Source organism: Polaromonas sp. P1_G1 (assembly GCF_056405595.1).
The window spans coordinates 21,305-47,201 of the sequence record NZ_JBFUBU010000055.1 but is presented as its reverse complement, the minus strand read 5'-3'; the positions used below and the strand labels follow the sequence as shown (position 1 = coordinate 47,201).

The window sequence follows — 25,897 nt, the reverse complement described above, 5'->3', positions numbered from 1 at the left end:
AGTTTGCGCGAGACCCCGCCGTAGTCGAGCACCGCAGGTTGCCCGTAGCGAAGCGTAGGGACCCAGACTGCGGGTCGCCTTTTCTTTGGTGACTTTCTTTTGGCGAAGCAAAAGAAAGTTACTTGCCGCCGGGCAACCCCCGGCCAGCAGCCCTATGCAGAGGGCGAGGGCGCGCAGCCGGCGCAAGACCCGGCGTCAGCCCGTGTTGCGCAAGCCGGCCGCGATGCCATTAATCGAAATATGAATACCCGTCTGCACCCGCTGGTCAGCCTGCCCCGCCCGATAACGCCGCACCAGCTCGACCTGCAGATGGTGCAGCGGGTCGATGTAGGGAAAGCGGTGGCGGATGGAGCGCTGCAACGCGGCGTTGCCGGCCAGGCGCTGTTTTTCGCCGGTGATCAGGCCCAGTGCTTCGGCCGTGAGGTGCCATTCGGCCTCAATGGCGCTGAAGATTTTTTTGCGCAGGCGCGCGTCGCCCACCAGTTCGGAATAGCGCGAGGCCAGCGCCAGGTCGCTCTTGGCCAGCACCATGTCCATGTTGCTGAGCAGGGTGCGGAAGAAGGGCCACTGCTTGTACATTTTTTGCAGCAGGGCCAGCGCCTCCTTGCGCGCGGCGGGCGTGCCGCCTTCGTTCAGCATCTGCGCGATGGCCGAGCCGAAGCCGTACCAGCCTGGCAAGGTGAGGCGGCACTGGCCCCAGCTGAAACCCCAGGGAATGGCGCGCAGGTCTTCGATCTTTTGCGAGGCCTTGCGCGAGGCCGGGCGCGAGCCGATGTTGAGTTCGGCGATTTCGCGTATCGGCGTGGCGCTGAAGAAATATTCGGTGAAGCCGGGGGTGTCGTAAACCAGCGCGCGGTAGGCCGCCATGCTGGCTTCCGACAAACCGGCCGCGGCCTGCAAAAAGGCCTTGGTCGCCGGTTTGGTCGGCTGCAGCAGCGTGGCTTCCAGCGTGGCGGCGACCAGGGTTTCCAGGTTGCGCCGGCCGATCTCGGGGTTGGCGTATTTGGAGCCTATGACCTCGCCCTGTTCGGTCAGGCGTATCTGCCCGCGCACCGTGCCGGGCGGCTGGGCCAGGATGGCCTGGTAGCTGGGGCCGCCGCCGCGGCCTACCGTGCCGCCGCGGCCGTGGAACATGCGCAGCTGGATGTTGTGCGAGTTGGCCAGCACGTCGAACAGTTCGACCAGCGCGATCTCGGCGCGGTAGAGCTCCCAGTTGCTGGTGAAGATGCCGCCGTCCTTGTTGCTGTCGGAGTAGCCGAGCATGATGTCCTGTTCGGCGCCGCTGCGCTTGACCAACTGGGCGATGCCGGGCAGCGCGTAGAACTCGCGCATGATGGGCGCGGCATTGCGCAGGTCTTCGATGGTTTCGAACAGCGGCACCACGATCAGATCGTTGGTGGCGTTGCCGTCGAGGGTGCCGTGCATCAGGCCGACTTCTTTTTGCAGCAGCAGCACCTCGAGCAAATCGCTCACGGTTTCGGTGTGGCTGATGATGTAGTGGCGTATCGCCTCCTTGCCGAAGCGCGCGCGCGCCGTGCGGGCGGCTTCGAAAATCGCCAGTTCGCTTTGCGCGTGGGCCGAGTAGTCGCTGCCGACCACGCGCAGCGGCCGCGCGTCGTTGAGCAGGCCCACCAGCAGCACGCGCTTGGCGGCTTCATCGAGCTTGGCATAGTGCGCTTCGATGCGCGCGACGGCCAGCAATTCGGCCACCACTTCCTCGTGCTTGTCGGAGCTCTGGCGCAAATCGACGGTGGCCAGGTGAAAGCCGAAGACCTCGACCGCGCGTATCAGCGGGTGCAGGCGCTGGGCGACGATGGCTTCGCCGTGGTGGGCCCGGAGCGAGGTTTCTACGGTGCGCAAATCGGCCAGGAAGTCTTCGGACTTCAGGTAGGCGTTTTGCGGCGCGACGGCGTGGCGCGCGGCCTCGCCGCCGGTCAGGTCTTTCAGGGTGGCGGCCAGTCGGGCGTAGACGCCGGTCAGTGCGCGGCGATAAGGCTCGTCCTTGCGGTGCTCGCTGGTGTCGGGCGAGCTTTCGGCCAGGGCGCGCATTTCGGGGCTGAAGTCGACCAGCATGGCCGACTGCGAGAGTTCACCGCCCAGGAAGTGGACTTCGGTCAGGTAGTGGCGCAGCGCCACCTCGGCCTGCCGGCCCAGCGCGTAGTTGAGGGTCTCGGCGCTGACGTTGGGGTTGCCGTCGCGGTCGCCGCCTATCCACTGGCCCATGCGCAAAAAGCTGTGCACCGGCTGGTTGCCGAGTTCGCGCTCGAGGTTGGCGTAGAGCTTGGGGATCTCACGCAGGAAGGTGGCTTCGTAGTAGCTCAGCGCGTTTTCGATCTCGTCGGCCACGGTGAGCTTGGAAAAACGCAGCAGCCGGGTTTGCCACAGCTGCATCACGCGGGCGCGCAGCTGCGCCTCGTTGGCGGCCAGCTCGCGCGGCGTGAGGGCGTCCTTGGCGGCGTTGTGGGCCAGCGCCAGGGCCTTGATGTCGTCGCGCGCGGTCAGCAGCTGGGCGATGTCGCGCTCGGCGTCGAGGATGCTCTTGCGCTGCACTTCGGTGGGGTGGGCGGTGAGCACCGGCGAGACGAAGCTGTGCGCCAGCGTGTTGGAGATCGTGCGGGTCGAGATGCCGGCCCAGCGCAGCCGGGCCAGCGCGACCTCGATGCTGCCTTCCTGGGTGTCGCCGGCGCGTTCGTGCACGGCGCGGCGGCGGATGTGGTGGCGGTCTTCGGCCAGGTTGGCCAGGTGGCTGAAGTAGGTGAAGGCGCGGATCACGCTGACGGTCTGGTCGCCGGACAGGCCCTTGAGAAGCTTCTTGAGCGCCTTGTCGGCTTCGGGGTCGGCGTCGCGCCGGAAGGTGACCGACAGCTTGCGCACCTGCTCTATCAGCTCGTAGGCGGCCACGCCTTCCTGTTCGCGGATCACGTCGCCGAGGATGCGGCCCAGCAGGCGAATATCTTCAACCAGCGGCCGTTCGTTGTCCCGTGAACGGGTGGAGGCCTTGGGAACGGCGGCTGCGGCGCCGTCCCTGGCGCCCTCACCGGCGTGTTGTTGTAGCTTCTTGGCGCGCGCGGAAGTGACCATCTCTACCCTCTAGTTCTTGATCCTCGCATGCTAGCATTCACTTCCCCCCATGTATTACCAGCAGGTTACGAGTGTCCGCAGTGTCTGAATCCAAGTCCCCTGATATCAAGAAGGTGGTCATCGCCACGCGCGAGAGCCGCCTGGCCCTATGGCAGGCCGAGCATGTGAAGGCGCTGCTGCAGGCGCGCCTGGGCTGGCAGGTCGAACTGCTGGGCATGACCACCCAGGGCGACCAGATCCTGGACCGTTCGCTGAGCAAGGTCGGCGGCAAAGGCCTGTTCGTCAAGGAACTCGAGGTGGCGCTCAGCGAAGGGCGGGCCGACATCGCCGTGCACTCGCTGAAAGACGTGCCCATGGACCTGCCAGAGGGCTTTGCGCTGGCCTGCGTGCTGGAGCGCGAGGATCCGCGCGATGCTTTTGTCTCTAATCAATTCGCCACGCTGGCCGATCTGCCGCAGGGCGCGGTGGTGGGCACCTCCAGCCTGCGCCGGCTGGTGCTGCTCAAGGCCTTGCGGCCCGACCTGGTGATACAGCCGCTGCGCGGCAACCTCGATACGCGCCTGCGCAAGCTCGACGAAGGCCAGTACCACGCCATCGTGCTGGCGGCCGCGGGCCTCAAACGCCTGGGCCTGGAGTCGCGCATACGCGCCACTTTTGAACCGGCCCAGATGCTGCCCGCAGCGGGCCAGGGCGCATTGGGCATTGAAGTGCGCGCCGACCGCACCGACCTGCTGGCCGCACTGGCCGCGCTGGCGCATATGCCGACCTGGCTGGCCGTGACGGCTGAGCGCACGGTGTCGCGCGCCATGGGCGGCAGCTGCTCCATGCCGCTGGCGGCCTTCACGCAAGGCGCAGCGGCGGGCGATGCGATGCAGCTCAATGCCGCCTGGGGCGACCCGGCCACGGCCGAGGCGCCTACCCAGGCCGCCGCCGGCCCGCTGGCGCCGCTGGTGCGGGTGAACCAGGCCGCCCAGGTGCGCAATTTCGCCGAGGCCGAGGCCCTGGGTGAAGCCGTGGCGGCGCAATTGCGCGCCGGCGGCGCCGTGTGGGCCGGCAAGGGCCCGGACGCCTGATGCCGCGGATGCCGGTGCCTGCGGCCGGTGCGGCCCCCGTCATCGTGACGCGGCCGGCGGCCGATGCGCAACACTGGGTGGAGCAACTGCGGCAGGAGGGCTTCGCAGCCGAAGCCCTGCCGCTCATAGCCATCGCTCCCGCGGCCGACAGCGCCGCGCTGGCTCGGGCGCGGCAGGCGCTGGGCGGCTATGCGGCCTGCATGTTCGTCAGCGGCAATGCGGTGGAATATTTTTTCAAAACCCCCCTGGCTAGCGCTGAAGGCCTGCCGCCGTCCCTGCGCCTGATGGCGCCCGGGCCGGGCACCGTGGCGGCGCTGCTGGCGGCGGGCGTGCCCGCCGCGCAGGTCGATGCGCCGGCCGACACCGCCGGGCAGTTTGACTCTGAAGCCCTGTGGGCCGTGGTCGGTGAGCGTGACTGGCGCGGCCGGCGTGTGCTGGTGGTGCGCGGCGAAAGCCCGGATGCCGCGGGCGGCGGGGTGTCGTCGGGACGCGACTGGATCGCCCGCCAGTGGGAAGCCGCCGGCGCACAGGTGGATTTTGTCGGCGTTTACCAGCGCCGCGCACCCCAATTCAGTGAGCAGCAAGTGGCGCGCGCGCGCGCCGCCAGCGCGGACGGCTCGGTCTGGTTGTTCAGCAGCTCGGAGGCGCTGGCCAACCTCACGCGCCTGCCGGCGCTGGCCGGCGTCGACTGGCGCAAGGCCCGCGCGGTGGCCACGCACCCGCGGATTGAGGAGGCCGTGCGGGCTGCCGGCTGGGGTGTTGTTGTGGCGTCACGTCCCGCCCTGAAGGACATCAGGGACACATTGGCCTCGATAGAATCCCTTTATCCATGAGCGATCCCCACACAGCCCAGCCCAGCCCCTCCACGCCCGACAACCAGCCTGTGCTGGAGCGCGCGCTGGTCGTGGCCGAACCGCCGATCGCGGCCCCCGACGTCTGGCTGGTGCCCCGCAAGTGGGCGCTGGGGGTGGGCGTGCTGGCGGCCGGCGGCCTGCTGGCCAGCGGCCTGCTGTGGCAAAAGCTCGGCAATATCCAGGAAGAACTGGCGCGCCGCAGCATGGATTCGGGCACGCAGTCCATCGAAGCGCGCGCCCTGGCGCGCCAGGCCCAGGAAGCCGCCCGCGAGCTCTCGGCGCGGCTGGCCATCCAGGAAACCCGCATCAGCGAGGTCAGCCTGCAGCGCACCCAGCTTGAAGAATTGATGCAGAGCCTGTCGCGCTCGCGCGATGAAAACCTGGTGGTGGACGTCGAGTCCGCGCTGCGCCTGGCGCAGCAGCAGGCCCAGCTCACGGGCAGCGCCGAGCCGCTGCTGGCCGCGCTGAAGTCTGCCGACCAGCGCCTGGCGCGCGCCGCCCAGCCGCGCCTGAACCCTTTGCAGCGCGCCATCGCGCGTGACATGGACCGCATCAAGGCCGCGACGCTGACCGACGTGCCGGTGCTGATGCTCAAGCTCGACGAACTGGCCCGCATGGCCGACGAGCTGCCGGTGGCCAATGCCATGGTGGCCAACAATTCCCTGCGTGCGGCGCCGGCCCTGAGCGCGCCGGCACACGCCCCCGCCGTGCGCCCTGGTGCCAGCGCCCCGGCGGCCGACAAGCCTTCGATGGGCCTGTTCGACAAACTTTCGTTCGACGCCTGGTCGCAGCGCACGCTGGACAACCTGCGCGAAGAGGGGCGCAAACTGCTGCGCGTGAGCCGCATCGAGCAGCCCGAGGCGGCGCTGCTGTCGCCCGAGCAATCCTTCTTCCTGCGTGAAAACCTCAAGCTGCGCCTGCTCAATGCGCGCCTGGCGTTGCTGTCGCGCCAGACCGATTCTGTGCGCGCCGACCTTGCCAGCGCCGGCGCCTGGCTGGGCAAGTATTTCGACCCCAGCTCGCGCAAGACACAGGCCGCGGCCCAGTTGCTGGCCCAGGTGCAGGGCCAGCTGAAGACCAGTGAGCTGCCGCGCCTTGACGAAACCATGGCCGCGCTGGCCACGGCGGCCGCGGGCCGCTGATTTCCCTAAAGGCAGGACACACGCATGCGCGCCGCTCTCTGGCTACTGGCCCTTTTTGGCGTGGCGGTTGCCGTGGCGCTGTTCGCGGGCAACAACCAGGCAGTGGTGACCATCTTCTGGCCGCCGCACCGGGTCGACATTTCCTTCAACCTGATGGTGCTGTTGCTGGCCGGCCTGTTCTTCGTGCTGTACCTGGCGCTGCGCGCGGTGTCGGCGGTGTTCTCGCTGCCGGCCGAAGCGCGGCGCTGGCGCGCCCAGCAAAAAGAGCGCGCGATGTACGGCGCCTTGATGGATTCGCTGGCCCACCTGCTGGCCGGGCGCTACATACGCTCGACCAAATCGGCGCAAAACGCGCTGGCGCAGGAAAAAAGCCTGCGCCCGCTGGCTGACCACTACGGCCACGTGACAGGCCACAGCGCCAGCCGCGGCAGCCAGTTGCGCGCGCTGGCCCACCTGCTGGTGGCCGAGGCCGCGCAGTCCCTGCAGAACAAGGGCCTGCGCGACCAGCACCTGCACCAGGCGCTGCAAAGTTCGGCCCCGCGCCACGCGCAAGAAGTGCGCGAGGGCGTACAGTTCCGCGCGGCGCGCTGGGCGCTGGACGACCGCGATGCCGGCGCCGCGCTCGACTGGCTGGCCCAGTTGCCGCAGGGCGCATCACGCCGCACGCTGGCCCTGCGCATGAAGCTGCGCGCCTCGCGGCATGCGCGGCGGACTTCGCAGGCGCTGGAAACCGCGCGCCTGCTGGCCAAGCACCGCGCGTTTTCGCAGGCGGCGGCGCAAAGCATCGTCCGCGGCCTGGCGCTGGAACTGCTCAACGACGCGCACGACCCGGCGCAGCTGCAGCAGGCCTGGTTCTCACTCGACGAGGCAGAGCGCGCCATGCCCGAGCTGGTGGTGCACGCCGCGTCGCGCCTGATGGCACTGCACGGCGAGCCGGAACTGGCGCGCGCCTGGCTGCTTCAGGTCTGGGACGCGATGATGCAGCCGCGCTCGGACATCGGCGACAACCTGCGCATCAAGCTGATCAGCGTGTTGGAGGCCGGCCTGGATTCGCTGGACGCGGCCTGGCTGGCGCGCATCGAGGCGGCGCAGCTGAGCCGCCCGCGCGACGCCAACCTGCAGTACCTGGCGGGCATGGCCTGCCTGAGCCGCCAGCTCTGGGGCAAGGCCCGGCAACTGCTGTCGCAGGCCGCCCCGGCCCTGCAGGACGTCACGCTGCACCGCAATGCCTGGCGCGCGCTGGCCTTGCTGGCCGAGCAGCGCGAAGACGAAGCCGCCGCCGCCCAGGCTTACAAGCGCGCCGCGCAGATCTGAAAACAGTTTCCGGCGCGCGCGCTTGCGGCAGGTTTAAGGCTTGACCACCTGGGCCGCCTTGGCCCGCTGCGTGTAACCCTGGTAAGCCGGCAAGGCGACGGCGGCGATGATGCCGACCACCATGATGACGGGGAAGGCCAGGCCGCCGATCTTGACCATCGTGGTGTTGGGCGGCGGGGGCGCGCCGAAGCGGTTGCCGCCCTTGGTGCCCGGGTTCAAAAGCCAGATCAGTCCCACAAAGGGAATCAGGGCCAGGATCGCCGTCCAGCCGGTCCATCCCATGTCGTGGCTGCGCTGTATCGTCATCAGCACGATGAAGATGAAATAGGGGATGACCGCCAGCACGCCGAGCACGACGGCTGCCTTGGGGAAGCCGAGGGCGCCGGCGATAAAGCCCAGCACGGCGGCGGCCGCCACCATGAGAATGTAGCTGCCCAGGTTGTAGGCCAGGTAGCGCAGCCGGCCGACCCGCCCCTTGGCGGAAAACAGCTTGACGGGCTGCACGCCCGCTTCATCGTCATAAACGTCGGCCACCACGGCCTTGGGCGCTGCATACGGGTTCACTGCTTCAGACATCTCATCCCTCCTGTTGTTGAGAACCGAAGGATAACCGTTGCCGGGGCCTCCGTGGAAGCCCTATAGCAGCCCGGCGCGCTTGACCGCGTGGTAGCGGTTGACCAGCGAAACGGCCAGTTGCGCCGGCTCCACATCCATGGAGAGCGGGTCCTGGCCGACCACGCGCGCGAAGGCATCGCGCCGCGACTGCGCGAACAGGTGGGCGGCCGCCACGTCCACCGCGTCCGCGGGGGTGGACAGGGCCTGGCCGGCGATGCGGCCCAGCACGCGCTCGCGCAGGCTGGCCACCAGCACCAGGTGCTGGCGGCGCAGCAGCTTGATCGCGGGGCGCAGTTCAGCCGCGTCCTCGTCGCGGAAGTTGGTGAGCACTATGACCAGCGCGCGCCGGCGCTGTACGCGCAGCAGTTCCTGCGCGGCCAGCAGGTAGTCCGAATGCATGGCACCGGGCTGGATGTCGTGCAGGCGGTTCATGAGGGCGTTGAGGGTGGCCGCGCCCTTGCGCGGCGCGAAGTCGCGGCGCTGCCCGGGCACGCCGCCGAAGGTCATCGCGCCGACCTCGTCGCCTTCCTTGAGGGCGACGTAGCTCAGCAGCATCAGTGCGTTGAGGGCCTCGTCGAAATGGCTGCTGCCCTGGCCGTCCTGCTCGGGCCCGCCTTCATCGGCGCGCATGCGGCGGCCGCAGTCGAGCAGGAAAAACACGCACTGGTCGCGGTCGTCCTGGAATTCGCGCACGATGGGCCGCTGGTGGCGCAGCGTGGCTTTCCAGTCGATGTGGCGCAGCGAATCGCCGGTCTTGTAGTCGGCCAGCTGGCGGAAATCGGTGCCCAGCCCGCGCTGCACATAGGTCTTGATGCCGATCTGGGCCAGACGCCGGTCGCCGGAAAGCCAGGCGTAGCGCGCCAACGCGGCGAAGTTGGGGTACACACGCAGCTTGCCGGGCTGGCCCAGCGGCTGCTGCACCTCAAAGCAGCCGCCGCGGCTGCGCCAGCGCAGCTGGGTGATGCCGAACAGGGCCACGCCGCGCTCGCGCGCGGTCACCGTGTAGCGCAGTTCGGCGCGCGAGGCCGGCGGGATGCGCAGGGACTGCGGCAGGCCCTCGAAGGCAAAGCGCGGGTCGACCTCGTCGAAGACGGTGACGGCCCAGGCCCGCGGGCCTTCGTTGACCAGCACCAACGTGAGCACGGTCGGCACGCCCAGCGAAAAGGCGCCGGGCAAGGTGCGCTCTATGCGCAGCGGCGCCTGCCGCCACAGGCGCAGGCTGCGCCAGAGGTCGAACAGCGCCCAGGCCAGCGCCGGCAGCAGCACGGCGCCGGCCAGCATGGCCACCGTGCCCACCGGCAGGCCGGCGAGCAGGGCCAGGGAAGCGGCCACGGCTGCGCCGGCCAGCGCCTGGACCATGCCTGCCGTGGGAATCACCAGCCAGCGCATGCGTGCCGGCCTTTAGAGGCGGGGCGCCTGCACGCTGCCCTGGGCGCTGCGCAGCAGGTCGTCCACGCTGAGGCCTTCGAGCTGCGCGTCGGGCGAAATCATCACGCGGTGGCGCAGCGCCGGCAGGGTCTGGCGCGCCACGTCGTCGGGCGTGATGAAGTCGCGCCCGGCCAGCCGCGCGCCGGCGCGCGCGGCGCGCACCAGCGCCATGGTGCCGCGCGGCCCCGCGCCGGACGAGAGGCCGGGCCAGTCGCGCGTGGCGCGGGCGATGCGCACCGCGTAGTCGATCACCTGTTCATGCGCCTGCACCAGGCTGGCCAGGCGCTGCAGCTCCAGCACCTGCGTGTCGTCCAGGCAGGGCCTGACGGCGTCCAGCGGCAGCTGGTTGCCGGCGCGCTGGCCGGTGGTGAGCTGCACCACGGCTTTTTCTTCGGCATGGCTGGGGAAGGCAATGTTGATCTTGAGCAGGAAACGGTCGAGCTGCGCCTCGGGCAGGGGGTAGGTGCCCTCGGTGTCTATCGGGTTTTGCGTGGCCATCACCATGAAGGGGCGCGGCAGCGGCATGGCCCGGCCTTCCAGCGTGACCTGGTATTCCTGCATCACTTCGAGCAGCGCGCTCTGCGTCTTGGCCGGCGCGCGGTTGATTTCATCGGCCAGCAGCAGGTGGGTGAAGACCGGCCCCTGGTGCACGCGCAGCGTGCCTATGCCGGATTCGCCGCGGGTCGACGGGTCCAGCACCGAATGGCCGGTGATGTCCGAGGGCATCAGGTCGGGCGTGAACTGCACGCGCGCATAACGCAGGCTCATGGCCTGCGCGAGTGCGCGCGCCAGCAGCGTCTTGCCGAGCCCGGGCACGCCCTCGATCAGCACGTGGCCGGACGCGACCAGCGCCACCAGGGTCTGGTCGACGGCTTCCTTCTGGCCGACCACGGCCTTGCCGACTTCGTGGCGCAGGGTCTGCAGCCATTCGGCCGCGCGTATCAGTTCTTCGTTGGGAATTGATGACATGGTGGTTTCTCGGGTTCAGGGTGAAGAGGCGGATGAAGGAGCGGATGAAGGAGCCGGTGATGCGGCGGGTTCGCGCGCATCGAGCCGCCGGCGGGCGGTTTCTATCAGTTCGAGGTCGGCGGCCAGCGCGCCGCGGTTGCGCGCCCTGTCGGCCTGCGCGCGTTCCAGCACCTGCGCGTCCAGGCCGGTGGCGCGCGCGATCTCCTGGGTGCGGCGCGCCGGGGCCAGCTGTGAGAAGCGCGGCAGCTGCCGCGCGGCCGACGCGTGCAGCGCGCGAAGCTGGGCCGCATGCAGGGCTTTGGGCCCGTGCATGTGCAGGAAGCGCGCGGTGCCGCGCACCTGCTCGGCCATGGAGCGCCGGTGGGCGGGGGCCGAAGGCGCCAGCGGGCCGAAGCGCACGCCGGCGCGCCACAGGGCCAGCGCCAGGGCCAGCAGGCCCAGCAGCAACGCCGCCCAGGCCTGGTGCCAGAGCCAGGGCGCGAAGGGCTCCCTGGCTTCTTCGGCGACAAACCAGAACTCGGCACCGGGGCGCGCCTGCAGCGCCGCGGCCGCCAGCAGGGCGTTGTCGGCGCGCAGCAGGTTGCTGTTGTTCAGCAGGCCCCAGCCGCCGAGTACGGTGACCGTGCCTTGGCCGACCTGCACGCGCACGGCCTCGGTGCCGGCCATGCCCTGCAGCGCCCACAGCGGTGCGGCCTGCCGGTTCACCGGCAGGTACTGGGAGCTGAAGTACGCGCCGCAGGCGCGAAACACCCGGCTGTCGCCGTAACTGGACGTGACGTCGGCGGGTTCCTCGAGCGCGCGGCAATCCGTGTCCTTGGCGGGCTTGCCCAAGGGGCGCGGCGGCATCGCGGGCGGCTCAAACTTGAGGGGGCGTTGCTCCGTAACGGGCAGCCAGCCCTTCAGCGATTCGTGGCCGGCCAGGAAGCCGGGGATCACCAGGTGTCCACCTTGCGCCACCCATGTGCGCAGGCGCTGCCTGCGCTCGGGAAACAGGTCCCAGTTGCGCGACACCAGCACCAGCCGCGCCTGCGGCGGCGGCATGGCGTCCAGGCTGGTGCGCCGCACGACTTTCGCTCCCAGGGCGCCCAGCAGTTTTTCGGTGGCGTACAGCGGGTTGGTGAGGGCCTCGCCCTTGGCCGGCGTGGGGACGTCGACGTCGACCCATTCGGTGGCCGACATCAGCCAGACGCCGCCGGCCAGCAGCAGCACGCCGAGCAGGATGAGGATCAGCCGGTCCCTCATGGCGCCGCCTTCGCCGGCCCGGCCGGTGCGCCCAGCCGCGCGTCAAATTCGTCGCACAGCGCCAGCACGCCGGCGGTGGGCGGTAGGCGGCCGCCGTAGGCCGCCAGCTGCCAGGCAGCCACCAGCCGCGAAAAGAATTCCAGCGACATGGGTGCCAGCCGCCCCTGGCTGAGCGCCACGCATTCGCCCTCGGTGCTGGCATGGCGTATGGGCACCTCGTGCAGATGCACCAGGCGCGACAGCGCGCCGCGGTACAGCAGCGACAGCGCGGGCCGCCGCTGGCCGCGCTGCCACAGCGAGGCGACTTCGGAGCCCACGTCGTCGGGCAGGCTTTCGGGGCGTATGTCCAGGCTGCCGATGTGGCTGGGCAGGGGCGCCATGCGGTGGCGTCCGCCGCCGGCCCGCACCTTCACCCAGCGCCGTATGCCCACCACGAGCCAGGCTAGAGCCAGCGCGCCCAGCGCCCACACCAGCAGGCGCGCGCCTTCGGATACCGTGGTCACAAAATCCTTGAGCCAGCCGAAGCTGTCGCGCTCCTTCTTTTTGTCTTCGGGCTTTTTCTCGCGGTCCTTGAAGCTCAGGGTTTTTTCTTTCTTGCTGCCGGGCAGGTTGGGATCGGCGCGAACCCGGTCGGCGGCCGACTGCACCTGCTGGCGCGAGGGCGCTTCGCCCGGCGCCGCTGCGGCCGGGTTGCCCCGCGAGGGCATGCCCATGGCACAGCCCGCCAGCACGGCGCAGACTGCGGCCCGCCGCCAGGGAAAGCGTTTCGCGGCGGCGGGACGCGCGGCCGTCATGGGCTGCCCCCGGCCGGTGCGGGCGTGAAGGCGCGGCGAAATTCCTGCTCGATATCCCAGGCTTCGAGTTCGACGCGGCGATTCAGGTACATCGCGAAACCGGCCGCCACGAAGAAGGGCTCGACCAGCCCGACGGCGAAGGCGTAGACCAGGGCGAGGCTGAGGCTTTGCAGTGTGGACTCGGAAGCGATCAGCCAGCGCCAGAGTTCCGAGAGAGTGCCCTCGGGCGCGAACCAGAACAGGATGGAGAGAAGGGCGAATTCCAGCGCGATCTCGACGTTGGAAAAAATCAGCTGCATGCCGGCGCCCGCGCCGCGCCGCCCGCGCAGCAACTGGTCGCGCCGCTTGCGCCGGGCGCCGCCGCGCTGGCCTTCGAGCTGGTCCACGGCCTGCGTGTAGGAGCGCCAGGGCGACAGCCGGCGCCACAGCAGCGTGCGCAGCAACTGCCCGCCCCACACCTGGGCACGGTGCTCCCAGAGGTCTTTCCAGTGCGTGGACTGACCGAACACCGCGCGCGACAGGATGAACAGCAGGCTGCGGTCAAACCAGGGCTTGAGGCAGAAAATCAGCAGGCCGGGCAGCCAGTAGGCGAACTCGATGGTGCACAGCACCAGCGCGATGACCACCACATACATGGGCAGGAAGGTGCGCCAGATGGAGCCGGCGTGGCGGCGCACCAGCGCGACGCCGAGGTCGGCGGCCTCGGCCATGGGCCGGGGCCGCAGCGCGACGGCCAGCGCATCAACCTGCATGGCGCTGCCTTTCGCGCGCGGGTGCGGCGCCTGCACGCGGCCGTCCCTGCCAGCCCAGGTAGGCGAACACCAGGGCCCAGCAGGCCGCGCCGGCGCCGTATTTCACGGCGGGGGTGACCCAGCGCGCCGAGGACCAGAAGGCTTCGACGGCGGCGGCGATCAGCAGCAGGCCGATGACGCCGTAGACCACGACGATGGCGTGGCGGGCGGCCAGCCGCAGCGCCTCGAGCCGTGTATGGCGGCCCGGCGCGATCAGCGCGTAGCCCAGGCGCAATCCCGCCGCGCCGGCGAGCACGATGGCGGTCAGCTCGAAGGCGCCGTGGGTGACGACGAAGGAGCAGAAGTTCTGCCCGTGGCCGGAGGCGATCAGGTAGCCGCCGACGGCGCCTATCTGCACGCCGTTGAACAGCAGCACGGCGGCGCTGCCGACGCCGCCGAAGATGCCGGCCGCGAAGCAGCGAAAGCCGATGCCGATGTTGTGCATGACGTAAAAGCCGAACATCTGCCAGTCGCCGCTGGCGTCGCGGTTGCGCCCGAAGGACTTGGCGCTGTCGCTGTACATGCTGTCGAAGTTCTGCACCTGGGCCGCGTCCAGCAGGTGCAGGATGAAGCCCGGGTCGCGGTAGGTGGCCAGGCCCGCCGCCAGCAGCGGCACCACGAACAGCAGGGCCGACACCAGCAGGTAGGCCCGGTGCGCGCGCACCGCCTGCGGGAAGTCGACCAGCACCAGCCACCCGAGGCGCGCCAGGCCGTAGTCGTGGCGCCGGTAGATCAGCCGGTGGGCGCTTTGCGTCAGGGTCTCCAGCCGTTGCGTCAGGTGCACGGGGTAGGCGCGGGCCTGCGCCAGCGCCAGGTGTTCGCAGACGCGGCGGTAAAGCGTGGCCAGCCGCGCGCCGTCGAACTTGCGCTCGGTTTCGGCGACGCCGATGACGGTTTCGAGTTCAGTCCAGAGCGGCGCATAGGCCGCTTCAAATTGCAGGGGTGTCATCGCCTCGCATCCCCTTCGCGACGGCCCATCAGCCATTGCGCCACGCCCAGCAGGCGTTGCGTGGCGCTGCTGCCCGGCACGCCTGTGCCCAGCACTGGCTCGGCCAGGGCGGCAAGCTCGCCGAGGCGCTCGGGCGTCAGCCGCGTGGCGCGGCCGGCCCAGGCCAGCACCGAGGCCTGCTCGGCGGCGGACAGCGGCCGCGCGGGCGCCTGCGGCGGCGACAGGGGCACCTCGCCGTGCAGCTTGACGGCATCGGTGAAAACAACCAGCGTGCCGGCGGCCAGGTCGCCCAGGCGTTTGCTGTCATTGCGCCAGAGCATGGACACCAGGCCGGCGCCGAACAGCGCGGGCATGAAATCGGCGGCGCGCAGCAGGTTGCGGGTCAGCGAGGCGGCGGGCGTCACCGGCAGGCCCGAATCCATCACCACGCGCAGTCCCATGGCCCGCTTGCCGGGGGTGGCCGCCGCGCGGGTCAGCTCGAACACCACGGGATAAAACCATTCGAGTCCGAAATACGCGAGCAGCAGTACGGCCACCCCGGCCTTGCCCATCACGCCGACCGCGATGGCCACGGCGATGAACAGGCAGCCGCGTATGGCCAGGTCTATCAGGTAGGCCAGCCCACGCGCGACGATGCCGGCGGGCCGCAGGGACAGGGTGATGCCCTCCGGCGTTTCGGCCGTGTAAAGCGTGTCAAGGCGCGCGGTGGCCACAGGCTGGGGTCTCAGGCCTTGATGACGATGGTGTCGGCGATCTCGTCGTGCAGGCAGCGGCGGGACTTGCGAAAGATCATCAGGCAGTCGATCAGCGAATAAATCCAGACCACGACCATGATGAGGGTGGCGACGAAGCCCACGCCATAGCGCAGGGCCAGGCGCGTGGGGGAAACGGCTTCGCCCGAAGGCCTGGTAATGCGTATCTTGAGCAGGACCTTGCCAATCGTCTGGCCGCGCGTCGCGAGCAGGTAGCCGTTGAGCAACAGGAAGACCAGGGTGCCGACGGCCATGCTCAGCGGGTCGACGCCGGACCACGCGTTTTCCCCCGGCGTGGCCCAGGGGTTGTAAGGGGTCAGTATCGACACCAGCCAGAGCACCAGGCTCTGGAAAACCGTGTCGAGGATCACGGCGCCCAGCCGTTCGACGCGGCCGGCCAGTTGCGGGCCCTGGTCCGCGTCGGCCACGTCTTCCACCACGGCCTGCGGCGGCGCGTAGCGCGCATCACGCGTTGGGTTGTCCATCCTCTTCCCCCCTTGTCAGTTTTGTTGGCCTGATTCTAGGGCCAGTTTTCAAGGCATAAAAAAGCCCGCATTTGCGGGCTTTTTCAGGGGGTGGCCGTTGATGCGGCCTGGGTCGGGGCGTTTACTGGCCCGCCGACTTTTCGAAGGGCAGGGACATCGCGCCCAGGTCGCGTTTGGTCTCGACCAGCACCAGCGGGCCTTCGTCGGCCACAACCAGCGGCGGGCGCTCGCGCGGCACGTGCACAGCCTTGGTTTCGGCGGCGATGGCGGCCTTGACCTCGGCGATCTTGGCCGCGTCGGAGTTCACCCACTGCAGGCCCGAGGACTGGGCCACCTGGGCCAGCTCATCGAGAGGCAGCGCGTAAGACTGGACCTTGGGCAAGGTGATGCCCGCAGGTGCTGGTGCCGGTGCTGCGGCCTGGACCGGTGCGGCCACGACAGGTGCTGGCGCGGGTGCCGGTGCGGCAACGGCCACGGGTGCCGTATAGGCGGGGACCGGTGCTGCTGCGGGCACAAAAGGCGCTGCGGGCGTCACGGCGGCCGCGGGTGCCGCATAGTCGGCCACTGCCGGAGCGCGTTCTTCGGGAGCTTGCGGCTGCTGGCGCGGCTCGGCAAAACCGGCCGGGGCCGCGTCCGCGCCGCCTTCGGCGGGCTGCTGCTCGGTGCGCTCGCCGTTTTCACCGCGTTCGCGGCGATCACGGTCGCGGCCGTAGCGGTCGCGGCTGCGGCGCTCGCGCGGCTGGCGCTGTTCGTCGCCCTGGCCGTTGGCCGTGGGAGCGATCACATTGCCGGCTTCGTCGAGCAGAGGTGCTGCCGCGGGAGCGTCGGGGTTGAAGCCCACTGCGCCTTCGGCGGGGGCGTTCTGGCCTTCGGCGCCTTCAGGACGGTCTGCGCCGCGGCGCTCGCCACGGCGGCCGTTGCGGTCACCGCGTTCACGGCGGCCTTCACCGCGTTCTCCGCGTTCTCCGCGGTCGGCACGCGGCTCGCGGTTGCCCTGGCGTTCGCCGTCCTGGGGTGCGCGTTCCTGGCGTGCTTCGCCGGCGTCACCGCCCATGGCGGCTGCCATGGCGGCCTGGTTGGCCAGTGCGAGGTCCTGCTCTACGGCATCGCGCTGGATGCGTTCACCGCGCTCGCCACGTTCGCCGCTGCGCTCGCCGCGTTCACGGCGGTTGCGGCCGCCTTCGCGGCCTTCACGGTTGGGGGTGTCACCGCGTGGCTGGTCGGCTGCGCCTTCGGCGCGGGCTTCACCGGCCGGGCGTTCCTGGCGGCCTTCGGCATTGCGCTCACGGCGCTCGCCGCCGCGGCCTTCGCCACGTTCACCACGGCCTTCAGGACGTGCTTCGCGGCCTTCGCTACGGCCTTCGGCGCCGCGGCCCTCGCCGCGTCCTTCGCTGCGGCCGCGGCCACCGCGCCGGCCGTCACGGCCACCGCGTTCGCCGCCACGGTCCGAACGCTCGCCGCGCTCGCCGCCGCGGCCTTCAGCGCCACGGCCTTCGCGCCGGCCTTCGCCGCGCTCGTCTTTTTTCACTTCCTTGGCCGCAGGCGCCGGGGCCGGCGCTTCGGCGCCGCCGAACAGGCCCTTGATCCAGCCGAAGAAGCCTTTTTCAGCAGCGGGTGCCGCAGCAGCCACGGGTGCGGGGCGGGCGGCAGCCTTGGGCGCCGCATGCGGCACGGCTTCGGGCTTGGGCGGGGCCACGGGGGCAGGCGCGTCGGGCAGCACGCCCTTGATGATGGGCTCCTGCTTGTTGTGCTTTTCCTGGCTGCGGCGCGTGACGGTGGTCGGGTCCTCGATTTCGTCGGCCATCTTGTAGCTGGCGGCGATGTTGTCCAGGCGCGGGTCGTCGTGTTTCAGGCGTTCCAGGCGGTAATTGGGGGTTTCCAGCGTCTTGTTGGGCACCAGCAGCACGTTGATGCGCTGCTTGACCTCGATCTTGGCGATCTCGGAGCGCTTTTCGTTGAGCAGGAAGGAGGCCACGTCGACCGGGACCTGGCACAGCACCGAGGCCGTGCTGTCCTTGAGGGACTCTTCCTGGATGATGCGCAGGATCTGCAGCGCCGAGCTCTCGGTGTCGCGGATGTGGCCGGAGCCGCCGCAACGCGGGCAGGGGATCGATGCGCCTTCGGACAGGGCCGGGCGCAGGCGCTGGCGGCTCATTTCCATGAGGCCGAACTTGCTGATGGTGCCGAACTGCACGCGAGCGCGGTCCTGGCGCAGCGCGTCGCGCAGGCGGTTTTCGACGTCGCGGCGGTTGCGCGACTCTTCCATGTCGATAAAGTCGATGACGATCAGGCCGCCAAGGTCGCGCAAACGCATCTGGCGCGCGACTTCATCGGCGGCTTCCAGGTTGGTGCGGGTGGCGGTTTCCTCGATGTCGCCGCCCTTGATGGCGCGGGCCGAGTTGACGTCGACCGAGACCAGGGCCTCGGTGTGGTCGATCACGATGGCGCCGCCGGAAGGCAGCTGCACGGTGCGGGCATAGGCCGACTCGATCTGGTGCTCGATCTGGAAGCGGCTGAACAGCGGCGCGTCGTCGCGGTAGCGCTTGACGCGGTGCTCGTGCTCGGGCATCACGTGGGCCATGAACTGCTTGGCCTGCTCGTAGACGTCGTCGGTGTCGAACAGGATGTCGCCGATGTCGCTGTTGAAGTAGTCGCGGATGGCGCGGATCACGAGGCTGGATTCCTGGTAGATCAGGAAAGCGCCCTTGCCGCCCTTGCCGGCGCCGTCGATGGCGGTCCAGAGCTTGAGCAGGTAGTTCAGGTCCCACTGCAGTTCAGGCGCGCTGCGGCCGATGCCGGCGGTGCGGGCGATGATGCTCATGCCGTTGGGGTACTCGAGCTGGTCCATCGCTTCTTTGAGCTCGGCCCGGTCGTCGCCCTCGATGCGCCGGCTCACGCCGCCGCCGCGCGGGTTGTTGGGCATCAGGACCACGTAGCGGCCGGCCAGGGAAACGAAGGTGGTGAGGGCCGCGCCCTTGTTGCCGCGTTCTTCCTTTTCGACCTGGACCAGCAGTTCCTGGCCTTCCTTGATGACGTCGTTGATGCGTGCCTGGCTGACCGGCACGCCCTGGGCGAAGTACTGCTTGGAGATTTCCTTGAACGGCAGGAAACCGTGGCGGTCTTCGCCGTAGTCGACGAAGCAGGCTTCCAGCGAGGGCTCGACGCGCGTGACGACGGCCTTGTAGATGTTGCCCTTGCGCTGTTCGCGCCCTTCGATTTCAATTTCGTAGTCGAGGAGTTTTTGTCCGTCGACGATCGCCAGGCGGCGTTCTTCAGCCTGAGTGGCGTTTACCAGCATCCGTTTCATGGGTAGCCTTCCTTATCGTTCTTCGTTTTGATGTCATGTCTGAAACATCAATCACATGCCCAAAATGGGCCAACGACGCCGGAGGGACGCAGTGCGAACGTGGAGGAATTGCCGGAGAGCTTTTGACAGCGCGCGGCCGACCGAAATGAATCGGTCAGCGACGTGGTCTGGGCGTAGGCGCGTGGATGGAGCGAGCAGGGGTCAAACGGGTGGGGGCCGCGCAAAACGCGGCTGCTTGCGCCCACTGGACAAGGGCCGGCGGCTGATTCATGCCGAATGCGGGGCTCACGAATGTCGTGAGGCGCCGCAGGCATATATAAATCAGACTGACCAGTGTTGTCATCAGAGGGCTACCCGTTAAAGGACTTGTTCTCGGCTGGATCCGCGTGCAGCCTGTTGTTCGTGACTTGGGCTGCACACATGGTATTCCGTAGTTGTGTTCGCAAAACGTCGACTCGTCTACCGTGCAAAGACGCTCGCCGCGAGGTGCCTGGCACTCGTCGCTTGCGGGCAATTGCCGGCGTGGGCATCGACCTTCCAGCGAGGCTGCTTGTTCGCCTTTTCAGGGCCGGGGACTTGCGTGGACTAAACTCCAGGCAAATCAACCACTTACAGCGCATCGCTAGTGAAACACATTATAGGGTCAGCAAAGGGCTTGGCAAGGAAACCCGGGAAAACACCGGTATGGGCGTCCGCGGCCGTGTCTGCACCTGCCACCCCGGCGGCGCCCATTCCCCAGGCAGCAGCCCCCGCGGCGCCCCAGGCCACGCTGGTGACCGTCGACGAGGACTACGCCGGCCAGCGCCTGGACAATTTCCTGATCCGCCAGCTCAAGGGCGTGCCCAAAACCCATGTCTACCGCATCATCCGCAGCGGCGAGGTGCGGGTGAACAAGGGCAGGGCGCAGGCCGACACGCGCGTGGAGGCCGGCGACGTGGTGCGCCTGCCGCCGGTGCGCACTTCTGAGCGGGCCGGGCAGAAAGCCGAGGCCATGGCGCAGGAAATCGCCCGCCACGGCGCCAGTTCCACCACGGGCGGCTATGCGCCGTCCCGCGAATTCCCCATCCTGTTTGAAGACGACTTCGTGCTGGCCATCGATAAACCGGCCGGCGTAGCGGTGCACGGCGGCAGCGGCGTGAGTTTCGGCGTGATCGAACAGCTGCGCATGGCGCGGCCGGAGGCCGACTTCCTGGAGCTGGTGCACCGGCTGGACCGCGAAACCAGCGGTATTTTGCTGATCGCCAAGCGACGCATGGCCCTCAAGCTGCTGCAGGAACAGTTCCGCGAGCGCGAAACCGACAAGGTTTACCTGGCACTGGCCGGCGGCGCCTGGCCCGCCAACCACCGTGTGATCGACAAGGCGCTGCACAAGTATTTACTGCCTGATGGCGAGCGGCGCGTGAAAGTGGTCGACAACGACCACCCCGACGGCATGCGCTCGGTGACGCTGGTGAAGGTCAAGACGGCGGTTCCGGCCAGCCCGCTGGCCCCCGCCACACCCTTCACCCTGCTGGAAGTGACCATCAAGACCGGCCGCACGCACCAGATCCGCGTGCACCTGGCCAATGAAGGCCACCCGATCGCCGGCGACGACAAATACGGCGATTTCGAGCTGAACCGGGCGCTGCAGAAAGCCGCGGCCGGCGCCGTGCCGCTCAAACGCATGTTCCTGCATGCCTGGAGCCTGAAGTTCAACCATCCCAAGCTGCGCAAGGTGGTGCACCTGCAGGCGCCCCTGCCGCCTGAGCTGCAGCAGTTTTTGCCGGCGTCGGTTTCCTCATGATTCACGACGCTCCTGAAGCGCTTGATTCAAAGAGTGCGGCCGGGCTTACCAAGGGGAAGTTCAGCGGCTTGGCCGGGACGGTGCTGATGTTCGTCCTTGCCGGTCCCGCTCTGTACGGTGTGGCCTATTACCTGGTGGCGGGTGGCTTGGGGCGCAACGAATTCCGCTGGAGTGAGGCGCCCTCGCTGATGTTCTGGCCACTTCTGATGGAGTTCCTGTTCTGGCTGTCGTTCGGGAATCTTGAATCCCTGTTCCAGGTTCCGCTCCCTACCGTGTTGGCCGCCGTGGCTTTCTGGCTGCTGAACAAGAAGCTGATGCCTTCCTTGAACGCCATGTCCGCCTTCCGTTTTGTTTTGTCCAGATCGGCGGCCTGCCTGGTGGTGTGCGTGTGCGCTTTTGTGGTCCTGAATCCGTCGACAGTGACGCAAGGGTGGGACGCGCTGTATTTTTACAATCCCCGTACCCTGTCCCCGTACGAAGACTCGGAATGGGGATTTCTTGACAGCTATGGGCCGCTTTTCCACCTGACCTTGCTCGGCTTGGCAGGCACCCTGCTCGGTGCAACTTACGGGCTCTCGTCGTGGTGCTTCCGTAAACGTCAGGTCAACTGAGGCAGGCATCCCAATGTTTGTCCATGCGCGCGCATAGGCCGGCCTTCCCTAAGACAATATCCCCATGCAAACCCGAAATTTCGACCTGATCGCCTTTGACTGGGACGGCACGCTGTTTGATTCGACCAGCATCATCGTGCGCTGCATCCAGGCCGCGGTGCGCGATGTGGGTGGCACGGTGCCGACCGACAAGGAAGCCGGTTACGTCATAGGCCTGGGCCTGATGCAGGCCCTGGCCCATGCCGCGCCCGACGTGCCGCCAGAAAAATACCCGCAGCTCGGCGAACGCTATCGCCACCATTATGCCGCGCACTACGACGACCTGAGCCTGTTTGGCGGCGTGCTGCCACTGCTCGACGCACTGAAGGCGCGCGGCCACCTGCTCGCGGTGGCCACCGGCAAGTCGCGCCGCGGCCTCGACGAGGTGCTGCGCACGGTGGAGCTCAAGGGCATGTTCGACGGTTCGCGCACCGCCGACGAGACGGCCGGGAAACCCGATCCGCTGATGCTGCACGAACTGATGGCGGAGTTCGGCGTCGCGCCCGAGCGCGTGCTGATGGTGGGCGACACCACCCACGACCTGCAGATGGCGCTCAATGCCGGCTGCCCCAGCGTGGGCGTGAGCTACGGCGCGCATGAGCCCGACACCTTCGCGGTGCTGGCGCCGCGCCATGTGGCGCATTCGGTGCCGGAACTGCATGACTGGTTGTTGGCTCATGGTTGATCTCGGGCGTTAAGGCCATGGACGAACGGCTCGCCCTGTGCAACAGCCGGGACCTGCTCGAAGGCGGGCTGGCGGTGCCCTTCGATGTGGTCTACGCGGGGCAGACCTGCCGCGCCTTCGCCGTGCGTTTTGAAGGTATGGTCCATGCCTACCTCAATCGCTGCAGCCACGTCGCGATGGAACTGGACTGGCAACCTAACCGCGTGTTCGACGACCAGGGCCAGTGGCTGCTGTGCGCCAGCCACGGCGCCGCCTACCGTCCCGACACCGGCCAATGCGCGGGCGGGCCCTGCCAGGGCGGCCTGATCAAAATCCAGCTTTCCGAGGCGCAGGGGGTTGTTTATTGGCATTCTGCTTACAACCTTAAACCGCTACAGTTCTAATACCTCTCTAAACTAACGCCCATGAACGACCCCCATCGCCCCGACCCTCCCATGGACTCTGATTCACTGCGCGAGTCGGATTTCCGGCCCAACCAGCCGGAGTCCGTTCCGCCTTACGCTCAAACCAAAAAATCCGCCGCCGACCCTTCCGCCACTCCCGGCTGGGAACGCGCCACACTGGAAAAACTGGCTTTCGCCGCGCTCAACGAGCAAAAGGCCACGCGCCGCTGGAAGACTTTTGTGCGCCTGGCCTGGCTGGCTTTCTTTGTCGCGCTGGTCTGGATGGCGCTGCACCGCGGCACGCCCGCCAGCGACGCGACGGTTCCGCACACCGCCGTGGTGGAAATCAAGGGCGAGATCGCCGCGGGCGCCGACGCCAGCGCTGAATTTGTCAATGCGGCCTTGCGTGCGGCCTTTGAAGACGAAGGCGCCAAGGCCGTCGTGCTGCTGATCAATTCGCCCGGTGGCAGCCCTGTGCAGGCCGGCATGATGAACGACGAAATCCTGCGCCTGAAGGCCAAGCACAAGAAGCCGGTCTATGCCGTGGTCGAAGAGACCTGCGCTTCCGCCGCTTACTACATCGCCGTCTCGGCCGACAAGATCTACGTCGACAAGGCCAGCATCGTCGGCAGCATAGGCGTGCTGATGGACGGCTTCGGCTTCACCGGCCTGATGGACAAGCTGGGCGTGGAGCGCCGCCTGCTGACCGCCGGCGAGAACAAGGGCTTTCTGGACCCGTTCAGCCCGCAAAATGAAAAGCAGCGCGTGTTTGCCCAGGCCATGCTGGACCAGATCCACCAGCAGTTCATCGCGGTGGTGAAGGCCGGCCGCGGCAAGCGCCTGAAAGAAACGCCTGAAATGTTCAGCGGCCTGTTCTGGAGCGGCCAGCAGGCCGTGGAACTGGGCCTGGCCGACCAGCTCGGCAACCTCGACTACGTCGCGCGCGAGGTGGTCAAGACCGACGAGATCATCGACTACACGCGCCGCGACAACGTCGCCGAGCGCCTGGCCAAGAAGTTCGGCGCCGCCATGGGCGAGGGCGCGATGAAGGCCTTCAAGGCGATTCCCGCGCTGCGCTGAGCGGATCGCTTCCCCGTTAAAAAGCCCGCATTACGCGGGCTTTTTTATTGGCATAAAGCGCTTTTTAACGGCCTATGCCGAACACGGTAGGCAAGTCCAGCGGCGCCTGGGGCTTGTCGCGCTTCCAGGCGCTGACCTGTGCGCTGCGCGACCAGCCGGCGCCCAGGGTCAGGCCGCAGCTCAGTGCCAGCCGGGTGTTGCCCTGCAAAGTTTGCAGCAGCGACTGGAGCAGGGCGGCGTTGCGATAGGGCGTCTCGATGAAGAGCTGGGTCTGGCCGGATTTCAGGGCCAGCGATTCCAGCTCGCGTATGCGCTGCACGCGCTCGGCCGGCGTTTGCGGCACATAGCCGGCAAAGGCGAAGCTCTGGCCGTTGAGGCCGCTGGCGGCCAGCGCCAGCATCAGCGACATCGGGCCCGTGAGCGGCACGACCTCCAGCCCCAGGTCATGCGCGGCGCGCACCACCGACGATCCCGGGTCGGCGATTGCCGGCATGCCGGCTTCGCTGACGAGGCCCATGTCGCGGCCTTCCAGGGCGGCCGCCAGCAGCGGGCGGGCGTCGAAGTTGCCGCTGTGGTCGCCTTTTTTATGCACCTCGCGCGGCAGTTCCTGGATCTGCTGCGACTGCAGCGGCGCGCTGAGCGGGTGCAGCGCGTCGATGCGCTTGAGGTAGGCGCGCGTGCTTTTGGCGTTCTCGCAAATCCAGCAGGTCAACTGCGACGCGAGCTGCAGCGTCTGCAGCGGCATGACGTCCTGCAGCGACGCCTGCGTGTCGCAGCCGAAATCGAGCGGCGCGGGCACCAGGTAGAGCTTGCCCTTTGCTGCGGCGCTCATGGCCGGCCTCCCGACAACAGCTTGACGCCGGCCGCCTGGATCATCCGGCAAGTGCGTATCAGCGGCAGGCCGACCAGGGCCGTCGGGTCGTCGTTGTCGATGGATTCCAGCAGCGCGATGCCCAGTCCCTCGCTTTTGGCGCTGCCCGCGCAGTCGTAAGGCTGCTCGATGCGAAGGTAGTTTTCGATCTCCTCGTCGCTCAGGTCGCGGAATTTGACTTTCACAGGGGCCAGGCTTTGTGCCTCATAGCCGCTTTCGAGGCACACCACGGCCACGGCGGTCTGGAAAATCACGGTGTGCCCGCGCATGCGGCGCAGCTGTGCGACGGCGTTTTCGTGGTTACCCGGTTTGCCCAGCGGCTCACCGGCCAGGTCGGCCACCTGGTCGGAGCCGATGACGACGGCGCCCGGGAAGGCCGCGGCCACCGCGCGGGCCTTGGCCAGGGCCAGGCGCTCGGCCAGCGCGCGCGGCGCTTCACCGGGGTGCGGGGTTTCGTCCACGTCGGGCGCGGCAACTTCAAACGGAATGTGCAGCCGTTCCAGCAATTCGCGGCGGTAGCGTGAGGTGGAACCCAGGACGAGAGGGCGGTTTGTGGCGGGAGCGGGGGCAAGGGTCATGCCCCCGATTCTCTTACACTGCATCCATGTCCAGATCCCTTCAGCCCAACCGGCTCAACATGAAAGCGTTCGCCCAGGAGGGCGTGGCGCTCGCTGAAACCACTCCGCTACAGAATATGGAGCGCCTTGCCGAGGAAACGCAAGGGCTGCGGGCCGATTCGACGGTGCAGTGGGAGGCGCTCGGCGAGTTGCGCCCGCGCACCGGCGCGGACGACGAGGTGTGGCTGCACCTGCAGGCCCGAGGCACCGTTCCGTTGACCTGCCAGCGCTGCATGGGCGTGGTCGAGACGCCGGTGGAGGTCGACCAGTGGTACCGTTTTGTCGCCAGCGAAGACATTGCCATGGCCGAAGACGACCAGTCCGAAGAGGATTTGCTGGTGATGGAGCCGCAGTTCGATCTGCTCGCCGTGCTGGAGGACGAGTTGCTGATGGCCTTGCCCCTGGTGCCCATGCATGAGGAATGCCCGGTCGCGCCAAAGCTGCAGGCGGGTGGCATTGCGGAGCCGGATGAAGCCGGCGAGCCTGAGAAAAAGCCCAACCCGTTTGCCGTGCTGGCACAGCTTAAAACCAAAAAATAGTAATTTGGTATTACATATTCAGGCGACAAGCCCCTTGAATAGGCCGACATTTCACACGCAACAAGGTGGTGTAGTGAAAATGACGCCGCATCAAGCTATAATCAAAGGCTTCGCGTACCAATGCGGTGAATACGGTGACATGGCGCCCAGGCTGCCATCGGCCGATATTCAGGTCCAGCTGTCTGAACTCGGAATTTGGTGCGTAATTTACCAACCTTACACCCCATCAGGAGCGGATCATGGCCGTCCAGCAGAACAAAAAGTCACCTTCCAAGCGCGGTATGCACCGCTCGCACAACGCACTCACCGTGCCAGGCATTGCCGTGGAATCCACCACCGGCGAAACCCACCTGCGCCACCACATCAGCCCCACCGGTTTCTACCGTGGCCGCAAGGTGCTGAAAACCAAATCCGAAGCGTAATTTCACGCTTTGAGCATGGGCCCGCACTCATCCTGCGGGCCTTTCTTTTGCCTGAACTCCTCATTTTGACT

At 67.9% G+C, this 25,897-nt stretch carries 24 protein-coding genes; 11 read left to right on the top strand and 13 right to left on the bottom strand.

Going from position 1 to position 25,897, the window contains the following annotated elements:
- Positions 1-195 precede the first annotated feature (195 nt).
- Positions 196-3,081, bottom strand: coding sequence for a phosphoenolpyruvate carboxylase (gene ppc / locus AC1D1Y_RS22675; RefSeq protein ID WP_477684329.1), 2,886 nt, complete (start codon positions 3,079-3,081; stop codon positions 196-198).
- Between the two features lie 80 nt (positions 3,082-3,161).
- On the opposite strand from ppc, the gene hemC reads away from it, so the two are divergent.
- From hemC to AC1D1Y_RS22655, 4 genes are read left to right on the top strand one after another with little or no spacing between them, the layout of a single operon-like run.
- The gene (gene hemC / locus AC1D1Y_RS22670) at positions 3,162-4,154 is read left to right on the top strand and encodes a hydroxymethylbilane synthase (protein WP_477684328.1); all 993 of its coding nucleotides are present in this window, start codon (positions 3,162-3,164) and stop codon (positions 4,152-4,154) included.
- Entirely contained in the window at positions 4,154-4,987 is an 834-nt protein-coding gene (locus tag AC1D1Y_RS22665) for a uroporphyrinogen-III synthase (protein ID WP_477684327.1), read from the top strand. Before hemC ends, AC1D1Y_RS22665 begins: the two co-directional genes overlap by 1 nt.
- Entirely contained in the window at positions 4,984-6,150 is a 1,167-nt protein-coding gene (locus AC1D1Y_RS22660; RefSeq protein ID WP_477684326.1) for a uroporphyrinogen-III C-methyltransferase, read from the top strand. Before AC1D1Y_RS22665 ends, AC1D1Y_RS22660 begins: the two co-directional genes overlap by 4 nt.
- 24 nt (positions 6,151-6,174) lie before the next feature.
- Positions 6,175-7,464 (top strand): heme biosynthesis HemY N-terminal domain-containing protein, encoded by a 1,290-nt coding sequence (locus tag AC1D1Y_RS22655; RefSeq protein ID WP_477684325.1) that lies wholly within the window; start codon positions 6,175-6,177, stop codon positions 7,462-7,464.
- A 33-nt stretch (positions 7,465-7,497) separates the two neighbouring features.
- Here the strand turns inward: AC1D1Y_RS22655 and AC1D1Y_RS22650 are convergent, their stop codons facing one another.
- From AC1D1Y_RS22650 to AC1D1Y_RS22605, 10 genes are all read right to left on the bottom strand, one after another.
- Entirely contained in the window at positions 7,498-8,040 is a 543-nt protein-coding gene (locus AC1D1Y_RS22650; protein WP_477684324.1) for a DUF805 domain-containing protein, read from the bottom strand.
- 60 nt (positions 8,041-8,100) lie between these two features.
- Complete coding sequence (locus AC1D1Y_RS22645; protein ID WP_477684323.1) at positions 8,101-9,468, bottom strand: DUF58 domain-containing protein; 1,368 nt, start codon at positions 9,466-9,468, stop codon at positions 8,101-8,103.
- Between the two features lie 12 nt (positions 9,469-9,480).
- Positions 9,481-10,476 carry an AAA family ATPase gene (locus AC1D1Y_RS22640; protein ID WP_477684322.1) on the bottom strand — a complete coding sequence of 332 codons (996 nt, stop codon included), beginning with the start codon at positions 10,474-10,476 and terminating at the stop codon, positions 9,481-9,483.
- 15 nt (positions 10,477-10,491) lie between these two features.
- Positions 10,492-11,718 (bottom strand): DUF4350 domain-containing protein, encoded by a 1,227-nt coding sequence (locus tag AC1D1Y_RS22635; protein WP_477684321.1) that lies wholly within the window; start codon positions 11,716-11,718, stop codon positions 10,492-10,494.
- A complete protein-coding gene (locus AC1D1Y_RS22630) occupies positions 11,715-12,512 on the bottom strand; it encodes a DUF4129 domain-containing protein (protein ID WP_477684320.1) in 798 nt (265 codons plus the stop codon). The genes AC1D1Y_RS22635 and AC1D1Y_RS22630 overlap by 4 nt, the downstream gene beginning before the upstream one ends.
- Entirely contained in the window at positions 12,509-13,264 is a 756-nt protein-coding gene (locus AC1D1Y_RS22625) for a hypothetical protein (protein ID WP_477684319.1), read from the bottom strand. Before AC1D1Y_RS22625 ends, AC1D1Y_RS22630 begins: the two co-directional genes overlap by 4 nt.
- Positions 13,254-14,252 (bottom strand): stage II sporulation protein M, encoded by a 999-nt coding sequence (locus tag AC1D1Y_RS22620; RefSeq protein ID WP_477684318.1) that lies wholly within the window; start codon positions 14,250-14,252, stop codon positions 13,254-13,256. The genes AC1D1Y_RS22625 and AC1D1Y_RS22620 overlap by 11 nt, the downstream gene beginning before the upstream one ends.
- Positions 14,249-14,965: an RDD family protein gene (locus tag AC1D1Y_RS22615; RefSeq protein WP_477684317.1), complete on the bottom strand. Its 717-nt coding sequence runs from the start codon at positions 14,963-14,965 to the stop codon at positions 14,249-14,251. The genes AC1D1Y_RS22620 and AC1D1Y_RS22615 overlap by 4 nt, the downstream gene beginning before the upstream one ends.
- Before the next feature lie 11 nt (positions 14,966-14,976).
- Positions 14,977-15,489: an RDD family protein gene (locus tag AC1D1Y_RS22610; RefSeq protein ID WP_477684316.1), complete on the bottom strand. Its 513-nt coding sequence runs from the start codon at positions 15,487-15,489 to the stop codon at positions 14,977-14,979.
- 121 nt (positions 15,490-15,610) lie between these two features.
- Positions 15,611-18,796, bottom strand: a complete 3,186-nt coding sequence (locus AC1D1Y_RS22605) for an Rne/Rng family ribonuclease (protein WP_477684315.1) — start codon at positions 18,794-18,796, stop codon at positions 15,611-15,613.
- A gap of 700 nt (positions 18,797-19,496) precedes the next feature.
- Here AC1D1Y_RS22605 and AC1D1Y_RS22600 point away from each other — a divergent pair.
- From AC1D1Y_RS22600 to AC1D1Y_RS22580, 5 genes are all read left to right on the top strand, one after another.
- On the top strand, positions 19,497-20,579 hold the full coding sequence (locus AC1D1Y_RS22600) for an RluA family pseudouridine synthase (RefSeq protein ID WP_477684314.1): 1,083 nt from the start codon (positions 19,497-19,499) through the stop codon (positions 20,577-20,579).
- Positions 20,576-21,190 carry a hypothetical protein gene (locus AC1D1Y_RS22595; RefSeq protein WP_477684313.1) on the top strand — a complete coding sequence of 205 codons (615 nt, stop codon included), beginning with the start codon at positions 20,576-20,578 and terminating at the stop codon, positions 21,188-21,190. Before AC1D1Y_RS22600 ends, AC1D1Y_RS22595 begins: the two co-directional genes overlap by 4 nt.
- Positions 21,191-21,254: 64 nt before the next feature.
- Positions 21,255-21,914, top strand: coding sequence for an HAD family hydrolase (locus AC1D1Y_RS22590; RefSeq protein WP_477656010.1), 660 nt, complete (start codon positions 21,255-21,257; stop codon positions 21,912-21,914).
- A gap of 17 nt (positions 21,915-21,931) precedes the next feature.
- The gene (locus AC1D1Y_RS22585; RefSeq protein ID WP_477684312.1) at positions 21,932-22,297 is read left to right on the top strand and encodes a Rieske (2Fe-2S) protein; all 366 of its coding nucleotides are present in this window, start codon (positions 21,932-21,934) and stop codon (positions 22,295-22,297) included.
- 21 nt (positions 22,298-22,318) lie between these two features.
- Complete coding sequence (locus AC1D1Y_RS22580; RefSeq protein ID WP_477656008.1) at positions 22,319-23,377, top strand: S49 family peptidase; 1,059 nt, start codon at positions 22,319-22,321, stop codon at positions 23,375-23,377.
- Between the two features lie 64 nt (positions 23,378-23,441).
- Here the strand turns inward: AC1D1Y_RS22580 and AC1D1Y_RS22575 are convergent, their stop codons facing one another.
- Together AC1D1Y_RS22575 and AC1D1Y_RS22570 are read right to left on the bottom strand one after the other, a co-directional pair.
- Positions 23,442-24,209, bottom strand: coding sequence for an SAM-dependent methyltransferase (locus AC1D1Y_RS22575; RefSeq protein ID WP_477684311.1), 768 nt, complete (start codon positions 24,207-24,209; stop codon positions 23,442-23,444).
- Positions 24,206-24,826: a Maf family nucleotide pyrophosphatase gene (locus tag AC1D1Y_RS22570; RefSeq protein ID WP_477684310.1), complete on the bottom strand. Its 621-nt coding sequence runs from the start codon at positions 24,824-24,826 to the stop codon at positions 24,206-24,208. The genes AC1D1Y_RS22575 and AC1D1Y_RS22570 overlap by 4 nt, the downstream gene beginning before the upstream one ends.
- A 26-nt stretch (positions 24,827-24,852) precedes the next feature.
- Here AC1D1Y_RS22570 and AC1D1Y_RS22565 point away from each other — a divergent pair, with 26 nt between their 5' ends.
- Together AC1D1Y_RS22565 and rpmF are read left to right on the top strand one after the other, a co-directional pair.
- Positions 24,853-25,404 (top strand): YceD family protein, encoded by a 552-nt coding sequence (locus tag AC1D1Y_RS22565; protein WP_477684309.1) that lies wholly within the window; start codon positions 24,853-24,855, stop codon positions 25,402-25,404.
- A gap of 239 nt (positions 25,405-25,643) precedes the next feature.
- A complete protein-coding gene (rpmF, locus tag AC1D1Y_RS22560; RefSeq protein WP_007873878.1) occupies positions 25,644-25,826 on the top strand; it encodes a 50S ribosomal protein L32 in 183 nt (60 codons plus the stop codon).
- The last annotated feature ends 71 nt before the right edge of the window (positions 25,827-25,897 follow it).